Genomic DNA, 18,322 nt, shown 5'->3' on the forward strand with positions numbered 1-18,322 from the left:
GGCAAGTCAGTTAAAGAGCATGGGAAGGAATATGAATAAAAAGACAATCAATACGATGATACTACTGATCCGACTCATCAAAATATAAGCATCGCTGGGCTCCGAATTTCCCTTTACCATCCAACCGTACCTCATATACCAACCGAACCTCGGAAAGAAAATGTTAAGCAGCGCCAGCAAGACAAAAAGAATAGCAAACATCACCATATCAATCATCTCCTTCCTTATTCTTACGCTAAACACGATAATGATGTTTCAAAACGTTCACATTTGATTAAAGTGAAATATACATAAAATCCCTAATGTCATAACCGATTATGTTATGATTAGTTTAGTTGCGCCATAAATGACCCACCTATCCAAGCAGGAAAACATTAGATGTATTTCACGAAAATCAGATACAGGGAAGTGATTTCGATGATTGAAATATTTGATGTGAGAGATAAAATGGATTATTTGGATGAAGCGATCATGGTTTTCTGGAAACAGTGGGGAAATCAGGGGAACTTTAAATTTTATCAGGATTGTATGATGAATGCTTGTCATCCATCTCATGATTTGCCTCGTTTTTATATTGCTGTCCATAACGATACCATTATCGGAACTTATGCGTTATTAAGAAACGATTTGATCAGCAGGCAAGATTTGTTTCCATGGCTCGCATGCCTTTATATCGATTTACGATTTAGGGGCAATAATTTAGGAGCTCAGTTGCTGGAGCACGCCGCACGTGAGACCGAAAAGTTGGGTTTGAATAAGCTTTATCTTTGCACGGATATAGACGGTTATTATGAAAAAAAGGGATGGGCTTTTTTATCGACGGGATACTTGTTTAATGGCGAAGCCGCTAAAATATATGAAATGAGTGTCGATCGAATAGACAAGGACAACGGATGATTTATTTGTTGTTTTTGCTGTTATCGTTATTTTTGATAGCGATAGATCATTGTGGCGTTTCGATGGGCGATCACCTATTCAGAGCTATCGGGATCTCGCCATGGAGTAATTCGGAGAACCATTCAGGACTTCATTTTCCAGTTATTATTGGCCTTCTAATGCTGATAATTAGCGGAGTTTTACTGACAAAGCATTATCGGGAAAGGCATAGTAAGGGCGGTAGATTTGTGCTTATCGGAGTGATCGGTTTCCTCGCTGTTTTTCCGTACCTATCCAGTAGTGCGATGATGCTTGTTCACCATAAGAACACGGGTATAACAGCACTGGATTATTCGCAAAAGGGGTCGTCATGTCGCTATGCTACGCAAGATAACGTCGTGCACATGCAATGTCAGTTAACACTTATGAATTATGGAAGCGAATCAAAAGAAGTGAGAATCGAGCCATTATTTACGGAATATGACAGTGGGCTTTTGGCATCTGTAAATATAAAGAATGAAGGTATTGTCATGCCGCGAAGGTCAAGCCGCACCTATCACATTAATTTTGAAGGAAATGTTGATGATGCATTGTTTGTTACAGGCAGCACAAATATTGTAGGCGTGAAGTTTATAGATGGTTCGCAAGAAAAAGAAACGTAATGTAGGTGAATCTATATGATGAGAAAAAAGTTAGTGAACCTGTCCTTTGCCGCTTTCATTATGATCGCGGTGGTTTCGGTTTACAGCTTTGTGTTCCCATTTGAGGCTGGCCATCCGCTGCAGGGATTGTGGTTTGGCCTGATTATTACGGTGACTCCTTTTGGCGTTATAGCGGCGTGGTTTGGCAAGCAGGGGAGGGAGGCAGCTAAACTACGAGGGATAGCCATTACAGGGCATCTTGTATTAATCCTTTTTTTATTTTTATATATGACGCTTGGTTATGTGTTTTTTGGAGTCTAAGATAAAAGTTCGGAGGAAAAAGAATGGCAGAAATAGAAGATTTCACAAAGCTGGATATTCGAATTGGTACGATTTTGACAGCGGAGCTCTTTCCTGAGGCCCGAATCCCAGCGATAAAGCTTGAAATTGATTTTGGCGCGTTAGGCATTAAACGCTCATCGGCACAAATCACTCGCCGTTATGAGCCCGAGGCACTGGTTGGTCGGCAAGTGGCAGCAGTTGTTAATTTCCCGCCAAGACGCATTGCTGGCTTTAAATCGGAGGTGCTTGTCATTGGAGGCGTGCCGGCAGAGGGCGATGTGGTATTGCTGCAACCGGATACGGCTTTACCCAATGGCACACCGATCGCCTAGAACGTCATTGACCCTATCAAAGGGCACTTTAAAAAAAGAAGAGCATGCTCTTCTTTTTTTTTACCGAATGCGAGTGCATCGAATCAATATTTTATTTCATCAAACAATTGTTGCAGCCGGGCTCCGTCCCAGAGGCGTTAACAACATGGTCCAGACAAATACCGGCCGCTAACGTACTGGATTTGGTTTCTTTAAAAGCGGTTTTGAATAAAAAATTAGCAGCATTGCGCTCGCGAACTTCATCACATAAGGTGCAATAAAAATATCGTTCGTCAACCATTTGCATTCGCCCCTATTACAGACATAAAACCCTCATATAACCATTACCCGCTTCTGTATGTTTTGAAACAGCAAATGACATAAAATTAGAAAAATATAATAGATACGAAATTTTTGCTGTAAGTCAAAGGTACATATTCATCTATAACGAAGTAGGATGTGTGTTATTTTGTCGATTAAGGAGGGGGGGATTCACATGAAGGTAGTCATTGAGACGGCGACGCTTCTGGATGCACATGAAATTATAGCGTTACAGAAGCAGGCTTATCGAATATTTAATACGAAGCTTCTCAATGAGCGATTTAGTCTAGTATTGATGGAAAAGACAAATGCTAAATCGAACTATTGGCGGAATAGTCTCAAAATAGTTAAGATGAGCCGTAAAAAAGAATTAATAAATTCAGTAATAAATAAAATTTTTTTCATAATAACCATCCTTCTAGAAAGTATACTTTCTGAGAATAATGTTATGGATAAATATCGTGTAATCATAGGCTGATTATTACGATACAACTAGATAGAAGGCAGCGACATTCTAAAACTTTTATCGTGTCTAAGGCTGTCACTTTGTTCTTGGATACTATTATAATTTTTTGAGTGCAGCTTTATATTTATTGAAATCTTCTTCTTTCACGCCACCGCTGAGCTGGATAAGCACGTTTCCGTTGGTAGCTGTCCAACTTGAGAACATCTTTGATGACTTAGCCATTTTATCGAAATATGCCTTAGCTGCATCTAGGCTCTTTTTATTGTCAAAGATAAAGATACGCAAGCCTTCTGCTTCACCAAGTGAAGGTACGGATGAACGGACAACTTTAGATACGGTAAAAGGCAGTACATCGAGGTCTTCCGCCGTCAGCACGACTGGGTTCTCAGCTTCTAAGCCAGCATCCTTAAATACCTTGATTACTTCATCTGTTGTTACTGTCTTCGCCTCGCTGCAACCACTTAACACCAAAATAACGGATAGAATCAATGCACCAACTAATTTCTTCATTCCTTCTCATACCCCTTTATTGTTAGTATAAATGATATTTTACTACATTTTTCCACAATTGCCCAAGGTTTTCGACAAATTAATGATAGAGGAGCAGGGTTGGAAAATCACTAGGCTTAAGCTACTCGTATCGATTCAAGAGTGGTTGTAAAGTAATTTGACAGTACTGACCTGGAAGGCAAGATTAGCTCACGCTAGGAGTAAATCGATTGCAGCGTCATTATGATTGGTCGGCAAGATAGGCCCTCGCTTATTGTACTGGCGGACACTGGCCGTAGCGGTGAGAGCTTTGAAATAACAAAACAGCCCACTAACCATATCGGTTGGGCTGTTTTGTTATGTTCCCAAGCGCTTGGGAGGTTAGTCTACCTAATTTCTATCATTTTTAATATTTTCGTTTAGCTTACGAGTGAAATCGTTCTATAGAATTCGAAAATGTGTGAACATACCACGCCATTCGTCTTGTCCGTTATTTAAATACTAGCATATCTTTAATAGGTGGTTACTCATTCAAACTATGAAATGGAGTGTTCATTAAGCATTACGGTCAAAAAAATTGTCGTTACGAAAAGTTGTAAAAAAAGATCGCCGCGAAAAAAAACGTTCTTGTAAATCGGTTTCAATACAAACCATATTATTGGAGCAATTGCAATTTCAAGCACAATTACAATCACAGCTACAAGCCCAATCACAATCCGAACTACAATTTCAGGCCCAAGTACAGTCGCAGTTTCAAGCCCAAGCGCAGGCTCAATTAGAGGCGCAAATTCAACTGCAAGCACAAATACAAGCACAGCATCAGGCACAATTGCAATTCCAAATGGAAATGCAAAGTCAGATGCAATCGGATAAAACAATTGTGAATATCAATCCTGGTGACTGGCCACCTCCACCACCAACCTGATGTAGTTGTATCAACGATCAATGGTATGCTCTTTATAAAAAAAACCTGCGAGTCTAGCATTAGCTATTAGGCTTCTCAATTTTCTCATTATCTAGGAATGGGAGATTTAAGTGATATGATTTAGTATATAAAAGTGAACTCCAGCGAATATTATGGGGTTTATTTTTTACTTGAAACCGAACGCTTGTTTGTGCTGGAAGAACGAACATTCGCATTGAAATGATAGGCATGATTGAAAGCTTTGTCGTCGGGACTGTGCAAATTATCTACAACGAATGAATAGGAAAGGTTTTAGCTCATTTATTAGATGAGTTTTTTATTTTAGAAACAGAACGACAAATGAACGGCAAAGGGATTTTCTGAGAGCTTTAACTTTTACAAATATGCTTAAAATCCTTATAAATAAAGGCTTTACATAAAAAATCGGAGCCCTCTTTCGAGAGCTCCTTTTCATGGGAGAGGAGAGTACATTTTATGTGTAAAAACTGTAATAGCTCGGTGTTACTGGATTTTTTCAGCTCAACTGCATGCTCCAAATAGCCTAGAATAGGCGACTTTTGAGAATTCGGGTGACAATTGGGCGACAAAAGTGAATTGAAGCAATTGTAGCTATTGGGCAATAGATTTCATATAATAAAGCTATCTGACGCATAAAATTTGAAAAACAAGTCGCATATATTTTAAAAACATTATGCGTAGGATATAATGTGAAATAGGTTTTAAGGAGGAGAAAATATGGATACATTGAAAGATAAACTAAGTAATTTGCAAAAAACAGCAAAAGAAAGAACTGTAAAGACTCAAAATATTGAATACGACCTTGAAACACTTGTGAAGAAAATAAAGAAAAATATAATAAAGCTTGATCCTGAATACCAAAGGAATCATCGCTGGAATAATGATATTTCATCGCGCTTAATTGAAAGTTTAATCTTAAATATACCTATTCCGACAATTTATATATCACAAGATGTTGATGTTGATTTAGAAATTGATGAAGATGAAATAGCTAGATATTCAGTGATTGATGGACAACAACGTTTAACCGCAATTAATAATTATATGACTAATAGTTATCCTCTATCAGGACTTTCAGTCCTAGATGATTTGAATGGGACTTTTTATAAAGATTTGCCTACTTTTTTGACTAGAAGGTTAGAAGAAAGAACTGTTAAATGTTTAAGAATAGATTCTACAGTTGATTCACAAGTAAAGTATGATATCTTTGAACGTTTAAACACAGGTGCCGTAAAATTAGAACCTCAGGAGTTAAGAAATGCTGTTTGTAGGGGCCCATTTAATGATTTAATAAAAAAGTTAGCAAAAAATAATGATTTTAGGGATTTATTACAAATAGACACTAAAAATCCTGAAGAAAATACAAAAGTAAAGAAAATGGAAGATGTTGAATTGGTGCTTAGATTTTTTGCACTAGGTAATGATAATTACCTTAATTACCGCAAAGGTTTTAAACAGTTTTTAACTGACGAGATGGAAAAATTAAATAAAGAAGATTCTAATAAACTCAAAGATTTGGAAGATGTTTTCATTAAAACAATGAGTGGAATAAAAGAGTATTTTGGTAATCTTGCTTTTGCAAAATACAAAAAACAGTCTGGTGTTCTAAAAAAAGTTTCCAACTTTAATTCTGCTGTTTACGATGCTTTAGCAATTTCATTTTCTTCAAAGGTTAATTTAGATAACCCTTCTATTACAGCTCATACTGTTGAGGAATATAAGGAGCTTTTTAAGAGTACTAAGTTTTTTGATTCGGTTACAGGAAGCGTGAACGATCGTGAAAAGATTATTCAAAGAATAGGTAAAGTAAAAGAGGTTTTTAGATGAGTACCTCTATTCATGAGTTATCATGTTCGATTGATGTGAGGTTAAATGAGGTTGGATTATTACTAGAGAAAGCTGAAGAATATAAAGACAACGAGGCCTTTTACGGAGCTCTTTGTCGTTCTTCAGCTGTTTTATTAGTTGCACATCTTGAAGGGTTTATTAAAGAAGCAGCAAAAGCACTAATCGATGATATGAACTCATACTCAAACTTTAATGAACTACCACAAGCTATAAAAAGAACTTATTGTACGTTGTTTATACCAGGAGATGACACGGGGAATTCTGATAAGAAAATTAAAAAATTAATTGAAGTTTTTGATACCTTAGAAACAAAATTAAAAGTGGATTCTTTCCTATTTGAAAATAATAAAAATCCATCTCCAACAATTATTGATAAAGTGTGCAAAAATTTCGGTGTGAAAAACATTTTTAGTTTATTACATAACTCTAGGCTTGATGATGTATTTAGTGAAAATAAATCAGAAACTAATGAATTATTAAATGAATTAAAGGAACATGTTATTTCTAGTGTTAAAAATTATCCATACAATTCTGACCCTACATTATTTAATATTTCGTCTGATTCTGCTCTTAATAAGAGATCAAGGAGCCTTTGGCAAGTTTTCTTAGATGACTTGCTAATGAACAGACATACTATTGCACATGGCACATCATTTTTAAACACATTATCTTCGGAAGAAATTCAAGTGCAAAAAACAAAAGTAGAAGTTCTACACTATGCTATTATCTTGGTTCTGACGCAATGTTTGAAGATGTAAAATCACTACGTAAATGATATTTTCTTGAAATAGAGTAATTTCCTAACTTTTTCTTATCTCATCAAAAACAGAAGCAGCTGCCTGATCGACAGATTCGAAAATGTGACCATAAATCTCAAGCATTTTGATATTTGAGTGTCCAACGCGCTTTGCTATAGCCTCAGAATGGACCTTATAAATCATCCATGAGACTGACGTGTGTCTGAGATCATGTAAACGGATTGGCTTCAGTTGGTGACGACGATGGAAGTCGATCCATTTTTTTGTGAACCATTGCGGATCATAGAGCATACCGTCTGGGTGACAGAAAATAAATGAATGCTTGCCATCGGCCCACTGATCCAGTAGTTCAGACCGCTCAGCTTCGCGTTCAGCGTGCAGTAAGCGGAGTTCAGTCAAAATTGACTCGGAAAGATCGATCTTACGTGGTTTTCCGTTTATAGGCGGTTTTAAAATGGGAGTGCCTTCTTTCAATTTCGGAATTGATTGAGTGATGAACAGATGACCACGTTTGAGATCAATCTTGGACCACTCGAGACCAGCTATTTCGCCACGGCGCATGCCTGTTGTCACGGCCAATGTTATGGCAGTCCTTAATTGAAGTGACTAATGTTCAAGAGCTTCGAATAGCTGCTTGATTTCTTTCTCGTTGTAAACCTCCATTTCTTTAACATCGTCCTCCTTAGGCTTCTTAATACCGGTCATAGGATATTCCTTAATGACTTTCCATTCCATTGCCTTAGTAAATATGCTTTTTAATACGCGATAGTTATACACTAAGCTTGCGGACTTTAACGGACCCAAACCATCAAGGCGTGCATTAGGCTGCCGAAGCATATCCATAAAATTGAGTATATGAAGTGTTTTAATTTGTTCCATATACATGTGGCCCAAAAAGGGAGCACTTCACACTTCATTGCTTAGGGGTCTTTTTGTTTTTAAAAATACCTGGAGAAAAAAATGTGTGAAAAAAATCAAAACCTATCGTATTCAATCGTATTCTGAATTGAGTTATGTAAAACAGAAAACCCCGAAAATCCCTTTACACACTAAGGATTTACGGGTTTATGTAAATCATTCAACTGATTCATTAAAGTTCTTATGGCGTGCCGGAAAGGATTCTAATTTTTAAAAAACGCTTAGTTACAAAAAGATAGAGTCGGATTTGGATGATTTTAATTTTAGGCGACAAATGGGCGACAATTAAAGAAATAACAAAAACGCTAGAGCGTAAAACCCTTATAAACCAAGGGTTTTAAACAAAAAATCGGAGTCCTTTTTCAAGGACTCCTTTCATGGGAGAGGAGAAACCGGACGAAGAGCTTATGGGGAAACGTAAGTCTTCTCCGCGGTTGTCTACGACATCTTGCGACGCCGATAAATACATTTTGTCCGCATAATTGGAAAATATACATGGTGCTGCGAAGGAATATTTTTGTGTTTGTTTTGGAGGAAAAGGAACGCTCATATTTCGACATCCTTCTACTTTATTATGAAAGGGGTTCTATGGTACGATAGGCGGGAATGAGATAGAAGGGGGCAATTGCAGTGAGAGTCATTGCGGGCGAGGCCAAGGGCCGCACGCTGAAGGCTGTGCCTGGCATGAACACGAGGCCGACAACGGATAAGGTGAAGGAAGCTATTTTCAGCATGATAGGGCCTTACTTCGACGGTGGAATGGCGCTGGACCTGTTCGCAGGTACGGGGGGATTAGGCATTGAAGCTTGGAGCAGGGGAATCGAACGAACGGTGTTTATTGACCGGGAGAAAATAAGTGTCGATACGATCCGTCTCAACGTCGAAACGGCGAAGATGGGCAGTGCCGCTGAAATTTATAGGAATGATGCAGAGCGTGCATTGAAAGCGCTAGCGAAGCGGGAGCAGAGGTTCCGGCTTGTTTTTCTTGATCCGCCATACAAAATGGTAACGATGGATAGTTTAATGGCTCAACTTGCGGCAAATGAAATGCTGGAGCAGGATGCCATCATTGTCGTCGAGCACGATGCGGCGCATGCCTATCCGGAGCAGCTTGAACAATTTGACCGAATAAAGCACGCGAAGTACGGAGATACCGCCGTGTCGATTTACCACTACTACAACGCTGGCAGTCACGACGGGGGAGAATCCGATGTTAATGAATAAACAAGAGCGAGTCGCAGTTTATCCGGGCACTTTTGACCCGGTTACTTATGGTCATTTGGATATTATTCGCAGATCTGCTAAGCAATTTGACCGGTTGATTGTAGCCGTATTGAATAATTCCAGCAAAAATCCGTTGTTCAGCGTAGAGGAGCGCAAGGCGCTCTTGTCGGAAGTTACGCGAGATATACCAAATGTTGAAATTGACAGCTTTCGAGATTTGCTCGTTCGTTTCATGAAGTCGCGCCAGGCTAACGTCATTATTAGAGGAATTCGTTCCGTAACGGATTTTGAATACGAGCTGCAGCTGGCGTCAACCAATCATTTGCTCGATGCTGAAATCGATACCATGTTTATGATGACTAATCCGAAGTATTCCTACTTAAGTTCGAGTATCGTTAAGGAAATAGCGCAATTCCATGGTGCGGTTCACGAGCTTGTGCCGCCGGTCGTGGAGCTGCAATTACGCGAGAAATATAAAGCTAAGAGATAATGTTTTCATAGGGGAAATATATAAACGCGATCTGTATCGTTATCCAGTTTTTTGGGCTTTGCGATAGGGAAACAGCAGTATGGCTAAAGCAATGCCGATCAGAGCAATGATTGCACAGGCTGTCAGGGAGTGCTGCCATAATAAAGGAAGCTCACTGACTTTGAAGGATAAGGCAGCGTAAGTGCCTAACGCGTCATCCGGGGAATCGAAGTCAGCAAAGGTTGGAGTTGCCTCGGGTGCAAGCAGAGGGCGCAGCAACGATGTAATGGGGTGCCACAGGACAATCATAAATAGACAAGCGTGCACGGCATGGGCTGCTCTCCAAGCGATGAAGGGCAGCAGCTTCAGATCTGTCCCCGAGATGGAATAGCCAGCTTGCAAGATGCCGCTGAACCCGCTCCAGGCGAGAACGGCGGCTATGGCAGCCGCATTGGCGATCGTACTCGTTCCGGGAGCATCCCATACCGCTGCGGCGTAAGCGCCGAGATGACCTTCAAAAAAAGCTTGGCCCATAAAGCCAAGACCTGTCTGGTCTAAAAGCGGGGAGAGAAGCGGCTCCGCGAGTTTGGCAAGAACGGCCGCGAAAATCATAAACCCGCCGATCATCATAAGTCTTTGAACGCTGGCGGCTACGGCATCGCCCAGTGCTTTGCCGAAGCTCCGCCCGTCCTGCTCTCGGCCTAGACGCAGCGCCTCAGCAGCTTGATGCAGCATGCTTGGCTTTTGTTTGTTTTCAGCGTGTGCGCTAGCCGCAGGGAGATCGCTCTGCTCTTTCCGGCTAAACCATGTGATTAGCAGCGTGATCCAAATCGCGGATAACCATACCGCAGTTGCGATAATAAAACCGGCAATCGGTTTATGCAGAAAACCTGCCCCTATAACAACGAGCATAAACAAGGGGTTAGGCATGTGAGAAAGAGCTAGCAGACGCTGGCCCTGTTGTTTTGATACGATGTTCCTTTTGCGAAGGGAAGCGGTTGCTTCCGCCCCTCCAGGGTAACCGCCCATCCAGCCTAGTACGATGGTTAGTGCTGCTTCGCCTGGCAGCTTGAACAGTCTGCCCATCAGCGGCTGCAGAAGCGCTCCGGCTGCATGCGCAAGCCCGAAAGCGGCAATTAACTCATATAACACGAGAAAAGGCAGCAAGCCGGGGAAAACGATGCTCCACCACACTGTCAATCCTTGCAGCGAGGACTGGAAAGCAGCATCCGGCTGTAAAATGATGGCGACGACAAGCAGGAGGGATAGGAAAGCAAGCAGAACTGTTTTAGCCAAAGCTACTCAACTCCTTTGTTTCGAAGGGGGCAACTGTTACTGACTTGTCCGTTATCAGGTGCTAGGCATGAAGGCGCGGACAGTCGTATACGTTAATTAGTACGCCGGCAATGCTTGGGTTATACCATTTGGCTGTCCAATGCGCCAATCATGCGCTTGTTGATAGATTCAGATAGGAATTTGGAAGCTCGAATGGAGGCCTCCGTATGCTAAAGCAAGGATCCAATTTTCGCAGTGTGGTTTTATATGTCATGTCTACAGCCGTTCTGATGTGGGTGCTGCTTTATGCGCCTACTCCTTATGTTGCCTATGAACCAGGCATTGCCGTTCCGGTCAAGCCAATGGTCGCTATCGAAGAAGGCGATGAACTCGGAGCAGGAGATTTATTGCTTACGGCTGTTAAATTGACGGAGCCGAATTTTTTGCGTGCGATCCAGTCCGTCTGGAATTCGAACGTAGAGCTGCACCTCAAAAAAGAGGTACTTCGAGGGTATTCAAAGGAACAGTATGCAGCAAGATTAAATGTCGTCATGCAAGGTTCGCAAAATAATGCCATTGAAGCCGCGTATCGCTATGCCGGTTTGCCTTACGAAACACGCATGGAAGGCATTATTGTATCCGATGTAGCTGCAGAAGATGAAGGAGCCTTCCCTACGCGCGGCTCCTTTGAGGCTGGAGACCAAATACTTGGGATTAATGGGGATACTGACTTTGGAAGCGGCGCGGAATGGCTTGAGAGGCTGCATGGAAGCAGCAAAGATAAGCCTTTGTCATTTGAAGTTGTTCGGGGAGACAAAAGGCTTAGCATTGCGTATCCAGCTCATACGTTAGCAGCTGCTAAGACAGACGAGCAACTGCTGGCGGCGCTGGGAATAAAGAGTCTGACGGAGATGCGGAGCATAGAACCTACGGACGGGCATAAGCGCTTAACGATTGCAGCGGGAGCCATTGGCGGACCTTCGGCAGGCTTGGTGTTTGCGTTGCAGTCTTTGGATCTTTTGACGGAGGGGGATTTATCCGGCGGGCACCGAATTGCTGCGACGGGTACGATTACCATAGAAGGCAATGTCGGTCCAATCGGCGGCATCAAGCAAAAGATTGTCGTAGCGAGCCGTGAAGGAGCAGAGCTGTTTCTGGTGCCAGCGGGCAATTTCAAGGAAGCCAAAGCAAAAGCAAGCTCGCTTGGCACTAATATGAAGGTTGTTAGCGTGGGGACGCTGCAGGAAGCCTTGGAACAAATCGAGGCATTCGAAGCAGCGTCGGTATAACCGTATTTACATCTCAGCGTTATTGCGCGATAATATTTATTCCATCGTAATGGGCTTGTCCATAAAATCACGGAATAAGGATTTTGACGATTCGAACCCCGGCTGCCCCAGCATATAAACACTGCTGGCCTGCGTGTCCAGCTCCAGATAACGGTAGGACTGGGACGCTCTTGCGGCGCTAAGCAACACGGGAAGCTTTGCTGTGCTGCGCATGCGGCGAAGTAATTGCTTTCCTTTTTCCGAAAATCCTAGTACTCTTATATATTCAACACCTGTCGAGAGTCGATCCGGAGTAAAATCTGCTTTGTGATGACCAAGAAGTATGGCTAGCAGCGCGCGTTGAAGCTTAGTTCGTGTGTACCTCTTCGTTTTCAACGTGTCTAACAAGCCTTCGAATTGAAGCGATGCAAGCTTTGGCATAGCATTTCGTATGCGATGCTCCAACCCTTCCGTTATTTCATGCAGCTCGGCGAGCTGAGCTGGCGTACGGGTAAGGATGGCGTGAAGCAACGCGTTTGTATAAGGTTCCCAACTCATCGGGCAATGTCCAGTGAGCCATTCTTGCTGTAAAATACGGTAGGTGGTCGCTGGCACATAGGCTTGCGCAGCTTCGAGGGAACGTTGTTCAAGCAGCAGCTTGCGAATTGCTGTTGCGCTTGCGATCTGGCGATCAGTGACGGTTTGTTGACTATACTGCGCTTTCTCGCGCGTGATGGTAAAAGGCTCCATTTTTCCGTTCAATCGATGGTGGGCAATCAGATAGTGAAGGCCTAACGTATGATTGGGGAGCGCAAATGGAAAATTAACGGCATCAACATATCCATGCTCTGATAAATAGCTGGTGATGGCGTCGCTGTAGGCGCTTGGATAGCTTACACCGGTTTGCAGTCGCTGCATAAGCAGGCTTTTGAAAGCAGCAGGCTCGTCTGCAACGATATGGGCAGCCTGGAGCAACGGGGCAAGGTCTCCGTTCTCGGTGCCGAAGCAGAAGCTGTCTACAACGCCTGTCGCTTCCAACAAGGATACTGCACCGTAAGCAAACCATTCGGCAGCTTGCGTTGCATAAGCCACGGGAAGCTCGATGACGAGATCGCAGCCGCCTTCCAGCGCCATTTTGGTACGAGCCCATTTGTCGAGCAAGGCAGGTTCGCCACGCTGCAGGAAATGTCCGCTCATTACGGCTACGACTGCGTCTGCTTGCGTTATTTTGGCTGATTGTTGCAAATGATACAAATGACCGTTATGAAACGGGTTGTATTCGACAATAAGTCCCACCGTGCGCATTCGCTTGACCTCTCTTTAGTTAAATGTTGGTGGTTTCACTATAGCATAGAGAAGGCGCTCAATCACGGGCTGCTTATGGCATTAAGTAAAAACAGTGTGAAAATGTTGACAAAACGGTAGTCTGATAGATATAATAATCTTTGTTTGTTTGGGGTGATCTGATGCAGTTTCATATTCAAGAAACAATGTCCAAAGGCTTAAAATTGACAATCGATGAAGAGTTGAATGTCAGTGACCTTTTTAAAGGACGCCAAGATGTTTATCGTACGGGACCGCTCCATGTTGCGCTTCAGGTGACAGGGTACGAAAGCTTTATTGAGGTTAATGGCAAGCTTGCCATTGATTTCGAACTTGCTTGCGCGCGCTGCCTTGATCCAGTGCAGGAGCATACGGTTATTGCTTTCTCTGAAGTGTTCAAACGTCCTTCCTCTAAAGAGGATCGCGAGGATGATACGGAAGAGGAAGAAAGTGATTTCATTGAGGTGGATGGGGAAAGACTGGATTTGACGCCTTATGTGGAAGAAGCGCTTCAATTATTCATGCCTTTTGCCCCGCTTTGCCGCAATGACTGTAAAGGTCTCTGCCCAACTTGTGGACAGAACTTAAATGAGCACAAATGCGACTGTTCGACGGATAAGATTGACATCCGCTTTGCAGCGCTGAAGGATCTGTTTAAGGAATAAGCGAATGTAACGATTGATTTTTGAAGGAGGTGTTAAATATGGCAGTACCTCAGCGTAGAACATCCAAGACTCGCCGTGATAAACGTCGTACGCATTTCAAACTTGCAGTACCGGGCATGGTGAAGTGTGAGCAATGCGGCGAGCTGAAATTGGCTCACCACGTATGCAAAGTTTGTGGATATTACAAAACTAAAGAAGTCATTTCTCAATAGTAGATTGATTTCAGGAATAGCACTCCATCCTAGGATGGAGTGCTATTTTTTGTTGAACCCCATTGCTTTTTAAGTTAATGTTACAGAGCATTTCCGTCCTTCGTGGTGCACTTGTTCAGAGCGATCCTTATGTGATAAGCTTATTTAATATTCCGACATTGGGAAGCGAGATTGCGCTTGGACGTATTTTTTTATATACTTGATTAGTACCAGGTGATAAGATCAAGCAACATACATAAACTTAATATGCATATGTATTTCATAAAACATCAACGCGGATCTTCGCAGAGTTTAACTACAATCTAATTAAAGGTGGTGCCGAAAATCGAACGAATGCCCAAACGGCAGCGGCATCAGCAGCTTGCCCGGTATATTGACGAAAACCCCTTTATTACCGATCGGGAGCTCACGCGACTGCTAAAAGTAAGCATCCAGACGATTCGGCTCGACCGTATGGAGCTTGCCATACCGGAGCTAAGGGAACGGCTAAAGCTGATGGCGGAAAGATCCTATGATTCCGTTCGGTCCTTGCCTCTGCATGAGGTTATTGGTGATATCGTGGATTTGGAATTGGACAAGAGCGGTATTTCTGTATTTGAGATCAGGGAAGAACATGTTTTCTCGAGAACCGGAATTGCTCGTGGCCATCACGTCTTTGCGCAAGCGAATTCACTGGCAGTTGCTATTATAGATGATGAGATTGCACTTACCGTAACAGCAGATATTAGATTCATTCGTCCTGTAAAGCTCGGTGAGAAATGTATTGCCAAGGCTTATGTGCGCTCGATTTCGGGGGAGCGGAGCAAGGCGAAGGTCGAGCTTTTCACTTATGTTGGAGACGAAATGGTGTTTCAAGGTAACTTTGTTATTTATCGGTCCGCGGGAGATACAGATACTGAAGGAGGAAACGAGAGTGCGGATCGCTATTGATGCTATGGGCGGCGATAATGCTCCTAGCCTGATTGTGCAAGGTGCGCTTGACGCGGCTGCGCAGTGGCCCGATACGGAGCTGCTGCTTGTCGGAGAAACGTCGGTGATAGAGCCGCTTATGAAAGGACAGAAGCCTGCTAACGTGACGATTTGCCACGCGGACGAGGTCATTGGTCCAGATGATGAGCCTGTGAAGGCGGTTCGCCGCAAGAAAGGGGCATCCATGGTCGTTGCCGGGCAGCTCGTTCGCGAGAAGCAGGCAGATGCAATGCTCTCGGCGGGCAACACCGGTGCTCTAATGGCTACGGGGCTTCTAGTGGTTGGAAGAATGGACGGAATCGAACGGCCAGCGCTGGCGCCGATGATGCCAACTATGGACGATGTCGGCATTCTAACGCTCGATTTGGGAGCGAACATGGATGCGAAGCCGGAGCACTTGCTGCAGTATGCGATTATGGGCAGCATTTACCGGGCTAAGGTTCATGGGTTAGAAAAGCCGAGAGTAGGGCTTCTAAACGTGGGTACCGAAGCGATGAAAGGAAATGAAATGGCGAAGGCTGCATTTGCCCTGCTGGAGCAAGCGCCGGTTCATTTTATCGGAAATGTGGAAGCAAGGGATGTTTTGAACCGGAATTGCGATGTGTTGGTATGCGATGGCTTTGCCGGCAATATTATGCTTAAGGCGATGGAGGGTGCAGCGGGCACCATCTTCACATCGCTCAAGGATGCATTCGGCGAATCCTTATTGACGAAGCTTGCCGCGGCGATCATGCTGCCAAAGCTACGGTCATTAAAGAAAAGAATGGACTACAAGGAACATGGCGGCGCGCCATTACTGGGCCTTAACGGGCTGGTAGTCAAATGCCACGGCTCTTCCGACGCTCTTGCTGTGAAAAACGCTGTAAGGCAAGCGCGAAGCGCGATTCAGGGTCAATTGATTGAAACGATTGCAGCAGAAATCAACGGGAAGTGAGTGTGCGAAATGGGTTTACATCCTGTAGGAATTCTTGGAACTGGCAAGTATGTTCCTGAACGTATTTTATCGAACAAAGAGCTGGAAGCGATGGTAGAGACGAACGATGAATGGATCGTTACGCGTACAGGCATTAAGGAACGCCGCCTAGCAGCAGCAGACGAGGCTACTTCTGATCTTGCGCTGTATGCTTCGCAAAAGGCGATTGCCGCTGCTGGCCTGACAGCAGAGGATATCGATTTGATCATCGTTGCAACGATTACGCCGGATATGTTTTTTCCTTCGACGGCCTGTCTTCTGCAGGATAAGCTTGGAGCGAAAAAAGCGGCGGCATTCGATTTGTCAGCAGCCTGCTCAGGCTTCATTTACGGACTGGCAACAGGCTCCAGCATGATTGCCAGCGGCATGTATAAGCATGTACTCGTTGTAGGGGCAGAGACGCTATCGCGCATTACCGATTATACGGACCGCAATACCTGTATTCTTTTTGGTGATGGAGCTGGCGCTGTAGTGCTCGGGCAGGTCGAAGAAGGCCGCGGCTTCCAATCCTTCAAGCTTGGAGCGGATGGCAGCGGCGGTGATTTGCTTAAAGTCAGCGGCGGAGGCTCGCGTACGCCAGCAACGGAAGAAAGCGTTCAAACCAAGCAGCATTATATTCATATGGCTGGCAATGATGTCTTTAAATTCGCGGTAAGAATAATGGGCAGCGTTGCGGAGGAAGCTTTGGAGATGGCAGGCATTGCGAAGGAAGACATTAGCCTGTTGGTTCCTCATCAAGCGAATATTCGCATTATCCAATCTGCACTTAATCGACTGAATTTGTCCGAAGACAAAGCTATGATTAATTTGGATCAGTATGGAAATATGTCCTCAGCCTCGATTCCTGTTGCTTTGGCGGAAGCTGTAGAGCAAGGCCGTGTGAAAGAAGGCGACAAAATCGTGCTCGTGGGCTTTGGCGGCGGCTTGACTTGGGGCGCATCGGTGCTAGTTTGGTAATTTAAAGTGTATAGAAACACCATTTGCATTCTAAATAGGATCGGTTTATATTTCACCGCGGAATAGCATTGTCGCTCTTGAGAGGGCACAAGCGGTTTACGCGTGTAATGGAGGAATTCAATTGAGTAAAACGGCATTTGTATTCCCGGGACAAGGCGCGCAGGCCGTGGGAATGGGTAAGGATATTTATGAGGCTTATGACCGATCGCGGGCTATTTTTGAACAAGCCGATAAAGCACTGGACTTTTCCCTAAGCAATATCATATTTGAAGGACCTGAAGAGACACTCAAACAAACGGCGAATACACAGCCTGCACTTCTAACTGTTAGCGTCGCTATGCTGGAAGCATTGGCCGAGCGAGGGCTGAAGGCGGATTATGTAGCTGGCCACAGCCTTGGCGAATACAGTGCTTTGGTTGCTGCAGGCGTATTATCGTTTGAAGATGCGGTTCGCACCGTTAGGGCGAGAGGCCAGTATATGGAGCAGGCGGTTCCAAGCGGACAAGGCGCAATGGCGGCCGTATTGGGTGCTGAACGGGAGACTTTGGCAGCACTATGTGCAGCGGTGACAACGGAGGGTTCGGCAGTTGAACTGGCAAATGTGAATTGTCCCGGACAGATTGTCGTATCAGGAACCGCAGCCGGCGTACAAGCTATTGTCGAGCGCGGCAAGGAAGAATCAGGCGCCAAACGCGTCATTCCCCTTGAAGTCAGCGGACCCTTCCACTCCTCGCTCATGAAGCCAGCAGCCGTTAATTTGGAGTCCGTTCTAGCGGGCATCCAGATGCAGGATGCCGCTATCCCTGTTGTTGCAAACGTTACTGCACGCACGGTGACGGCAGCAAATGAAATTCGGGGGCTGCTTGTAGAACAGGTCTATTCACCCGTATTATGGGAAGACAGCATTCGCTATCTGATCGAGCAGGGCGTGGATACTTTTGTAGAAATTGGTTCAGGCACGGTTCTAGCTGGCTTAATCAAAAAAATCGACAAAAATGTACGCGTTATATCGGTAAACAGCAGTTCTGCGCTCGAAGCGCTGTAGGAAAAGAATGAAGTAGAGTGGAGGCGATA

Annotated in this window: 22 protein-coding genes and 1 pseudogene; 16 read left to right on the forward strand and 7 right to left on the reverse strand. The window is 43.9% G+C overall.

Annotation, left to right across the window (positions count from 1 at the left end):
* Nucleotides 1–6: 6 nt before the first annotated feature.
* Entirely contained in the window at nt 7–216 is a 210-nt protein-coding gene (locus FJQ58_RS33335) for a DUF6199 family natural product biosynthesis protein (RefSeq protein ID WP_338016173.1), read from the reverse strand.
* Between the two features lie 201 nt (nt 217–417).
* Here FJQ58_RS33335 and FJQ58_RS27300 point away from each other — a divergent pair, with 201 nt between their 5' ends.
* The 5 genes from FJQ58_RS27300 (at nt 418) to FJQ58_RS27320 (ending at nt 2,969) form a co-directional block, all read left to right on the forward strand.
* A complete protein-coding gene (locus FJQ58_RS27300; protein WP_139998255.1) occupies nt 418–897 on the forward strand; it encodes a GNAT family N-acetyltransferase in 480 nt (159 codons plus the stop codon).
* Nucleotides 898–1,124: 227 nt separating this feature from the next.
* A complete protein-coding gene (locus tag FJQ58_RS33080) occupies nt 1,125–1,538 on the forward strand; it encodes a hypothetical protein (protein ID WP_238404366.1) in 414 nt (137 codons plus the stop codon).
* A 15-nt stretch (nt 1,539–1,553) separates the two neighbouring features.
* A complete protein-coding gene (locus FJQ58_RS27310) occupies nt 1,554–1,838 on the forward strand; it encodes a hypothetical protein (RefSeq protein ID WP_162341797.1) in 285 nt (94 codons plus the stop codon).
* Nucleotides 1,839–1,861: 23 nt separating this feature from the next.
* On the forward strand, nt 1,862–2,191 hold the full coding sequence (gene csaA / locus FJQ58_RS27315) for a chaperone CsaA (RefSeq protein WP_139998261.1): 330 nt from the start codon (nt 1,862–1,864) through the stop codon (nt 2,189–2,191).
* Between the two features lie 475 nt (nt 2,192–2,666).
* Complete coding sequence (locus tag FJQ58_RS27320; protein WP_139998263.1) at nt 2,667–2,969, forward strand: hypothetical protein; 303 nt, start codon at nt 2,667–2,669, stop codon at nt 2,967–2,969.
* Nucleotides 2,970–3,053: 84 nt separating this feature from the next.
* On the opposite strand, the gene FJQ58_RS27325 is transcribed toward FJQ58_RS27320, so the two are convergent.
* Both FJQ58_RS27325 and FJQ58_RS27330 read right to left on the reverse strand, forming a co-directional pair.
* Nucleotides 3,054–3,467 carry a stress protein gene (locus FJQ58_RS27325; protein WP_139998265.1) on the reverse strand — a complete coding sequence of 138 codons (414 nt, stop codon included), beginning with the start codon at nt 3,465–3,467 and terminating at the stop codon, nt 3,054–3,056.
* 515 nt (nt 3,468–3,982) lie between these two features.
* Nucleotides 3,983–4,324: a hypothetical protein gene (locus FJQ58_RS27330; protein ID WP_139998267.1), complete on the reverse strand. Its 342-nt coding sequence runs from the start codon at nt 4,322–4,324 to the stop codon at nt 3,983–3,985.
* A gap of 782 nt (nt 4,325–5,106) precedes the next feature.
* Between FJQ58_RS27330 and FJQ58_RS27335 the strand changes: the two genes are divergently transcribed.
* On the forward strand, nt 5,107–6,216 hold the full coding sequence (locus FJQ58_RS27335) for a GmrSD restriction endonuclease domain-containing protein (RefSeq protein ID WP_139998269.1): 1,110 nt from the start codon (nt 5,107–5,109) through the stop codon (nt 6,214–6,216).
* Nucleotides 6,213–6,995: an MAE_28990/MAE_18760 family HEPN-like nuclease gene (locus tag FJQ58_RS27340; RefSeq protein ID WP_139998271.1), complete on the forward strand. Its 783-nt coding sequence runs from the start codon at nt 6,213–6,215 to the stop codon at nt 6,993–6,995. Before FJQ58_RS27335 ends, FJQ58_RS27340 begins: the two co-directional genes overlap by 4 nt.
* A gap of 42 nt (nt 6,996–7,037) precedes the next feature.
* Here FJQ58_RS27340 and FJQ58_RS27345 read toward each other — a convergent pair.
* A pseudogene (locus FJQ58_RS27345) lies at nt 7,038–7,583 on the reverse strand (site-specific integrase); the annotation flags it as partial.
* An 18-nt stretch (nt 7,584–7,601) separates the two neighbouring features.
* Nucleotides 7,602–7,874 (reverse strand): hypothetical protein, encoded by a 273-nt coding sequence (locus FJQ58_RS27350; protein WP_139998274.1) that lies wholly within the window; start codon nt 7,872–7,874, stop codon nt 7,602–7,604.
* A 669-nt stretch (nt 7,875–8,543) separates the two neighbouring features.
* Here FJQ58_RS27350 and rsmD point away from each other — a divergent pair.
* Together rsmD and coaD are read left to right on the forward strand one after the other, a co-directional pair.
* On the forward strand, nt 8,544–9,137 hold the full coding sequence (rsmD, locus tag FJQ58_RS27355; protein ID WP_139998276.1) for a 16S rRNA (guanine(966)-N(2))-methyltransferase RsmD: 594 nt from the start codon (nt 8,544–8,546) through the stop codon (nt 9,135–9,137).
* Nucleotides 9,124–9,627: a pantetheine-phosphate adenylyltransferase gene (gene coaD, locus FJQ58_RS27360; RefSeq protein WP_139998278.1), complete on the forward strand. Its 504-nt coding sequence runs from the start codon at nt 9,124–9,126 to the stop codon at nt 9,625–9,627. Before rsmD ends, coaD begins: the two co-directional genes overlap by 14 nt.
* Before the next feature lie 39 nt (nt 9,628–9,666).
* On the opposite strand, the gene FJQ58_RS27365 is transcribed toward coaD, so the two are convergent.
* Nucleotides 9,667–10,902: a nucleoside recognition domain-containing protein gene (locus FJQ58_RS27365; protein ID WP_139998280.1), complete on the reverse strand. Its 1,236-nt coding sequence runs from the start codon at nt 10,900–10,902 to the stop codon at nt 9,667–9,669.
* A gap of 206 nt (nt 10,903–11,108) precedes the next feature.
* Between FJQ58_RS27365 and FJQ58_RS27370 the strand changes: the two genes are divergently transcribed.
* Nucleotides 11,109–12,170, forward strand: a complete 1,062-nt coding sequence (locus tag FJQ58_RS27370; RefSeq protein ID WP_139998282.1) for a S16 family serine protease — start codon at nt 11,109–11,111, stop codon at nt 12,168–12,170.
* A gap of 36 nt (nt 12,171–12,206) precedes the next feature.
* Here FJQ58_RS27370 and FJQ58_RS27375 read toward each other — a convergent pair whose 3' ends face one another.
* Nucleotides 12,207–13,454 (reverse strand): nucleotidyltransferase, encoded by a 1,248-nt coding sequence (locus FJQ58_RS27375; protein WP_139998284.1) that lies wholly within the window; start codon nt 13,452–13,454, stop codon nt 12,207–12,209.
* Nucleotides 13,455–13,615: 161 nt separating this feature from the next.
* Here FJQ58_RS27375 and FJQ58_RS27380 point away from each other — a divergent pair, with 161 nt between their 5' ends.
* The 6 genes from FJQ58_RS27380 (at nt 13,616) to fabD (ending at nt 18,293) form a co-directional block, all read left to right on the forward strand.
* Entirely contained in the window at nt 13,616–14,137 is a 522-nt protein-coding gene (locus FJQ58_RS27380) for a YceD family protein (protein ID WP_139998286.1), read from the forward strand.
* Between the two features lie 38 nt (nt 14,138–14,175).
* The gene (gene rpmF / locus FJQ58_RS27385; protein ID WP_021880971.1) at nt 14,176–14,349 is read left to right on the forward strand and encodes a 50S ribosomal protein L32; all 174 of its coding nucleotides are present in this window, start codon (nt 14,176–14,178) and stop codon (nt 14,347–14,349) included.
* A 333-nt stretch (nt 14,350–14,682) separates the two neighbouring features.
* Nucleotides 14,683–15,279: a transcription factor FapR gene (gene fapR / locus FJQ58_RS27390; protein ID WP_202915340.1), complete on the forward strand. Its 597-nt coding sequence runs from the start codon at nt 14,683–14,685 to the stop codon at nt 15,277–15,279.
* The gene (gene plsX / locus FJQ58_RS27395; protein ID WP_139998290.1) at nt 15,263–16,252 is read left to right on the forward strand and encodes a phosphate acyltransferase PlsX; all 990 of its coding nucleotides are present in this window, start codon (nt 15,263–15,265) and stop codon (nt 16,250–16,252) included. The genes fapR and plsX overlap by 17 nt, the downstream gene beginning before the upstream one ends.
* A gap of 9 nt (nt 16,253–16,261) precedes the next feature.
* Entirely contained in the window at nt 16,262–17,248 is a 987-nt protein-coding gene (locus FJQ58_RS27400) for a beta-ketoacyl-ACP synthase III (RefSeq protein ID WP_139998292.1), read from the forward strand.
* Nucleotides 17,249–17,369: 121 nt separating this feature from the next.
* Nucleotides 17,370–18,293, forward strand: a complete 924-nt coding sequence (gene fabD / locus FJQ58_RS27405) for an ACP S-malonyltransferase (RefSeq protein WP_139998294.1) — start codon at nt 17,370–17,372, stop codon at nt 18,291–18,293.
* Nucleotides 18,294–18,322: the final 29 nt, after the last annotated feature.

The sequence above is a fragment of the Paenibacillus paridis genome, from assembly GCF_006345825.1.
In the GTDB taxonomy this organism is placed as follows: Bacteria; Bacillota; Bacilli; order Paenibacillales; family Paenibacillaceae; genus Pristimantibacillus; species Pristimantibacillus paridis.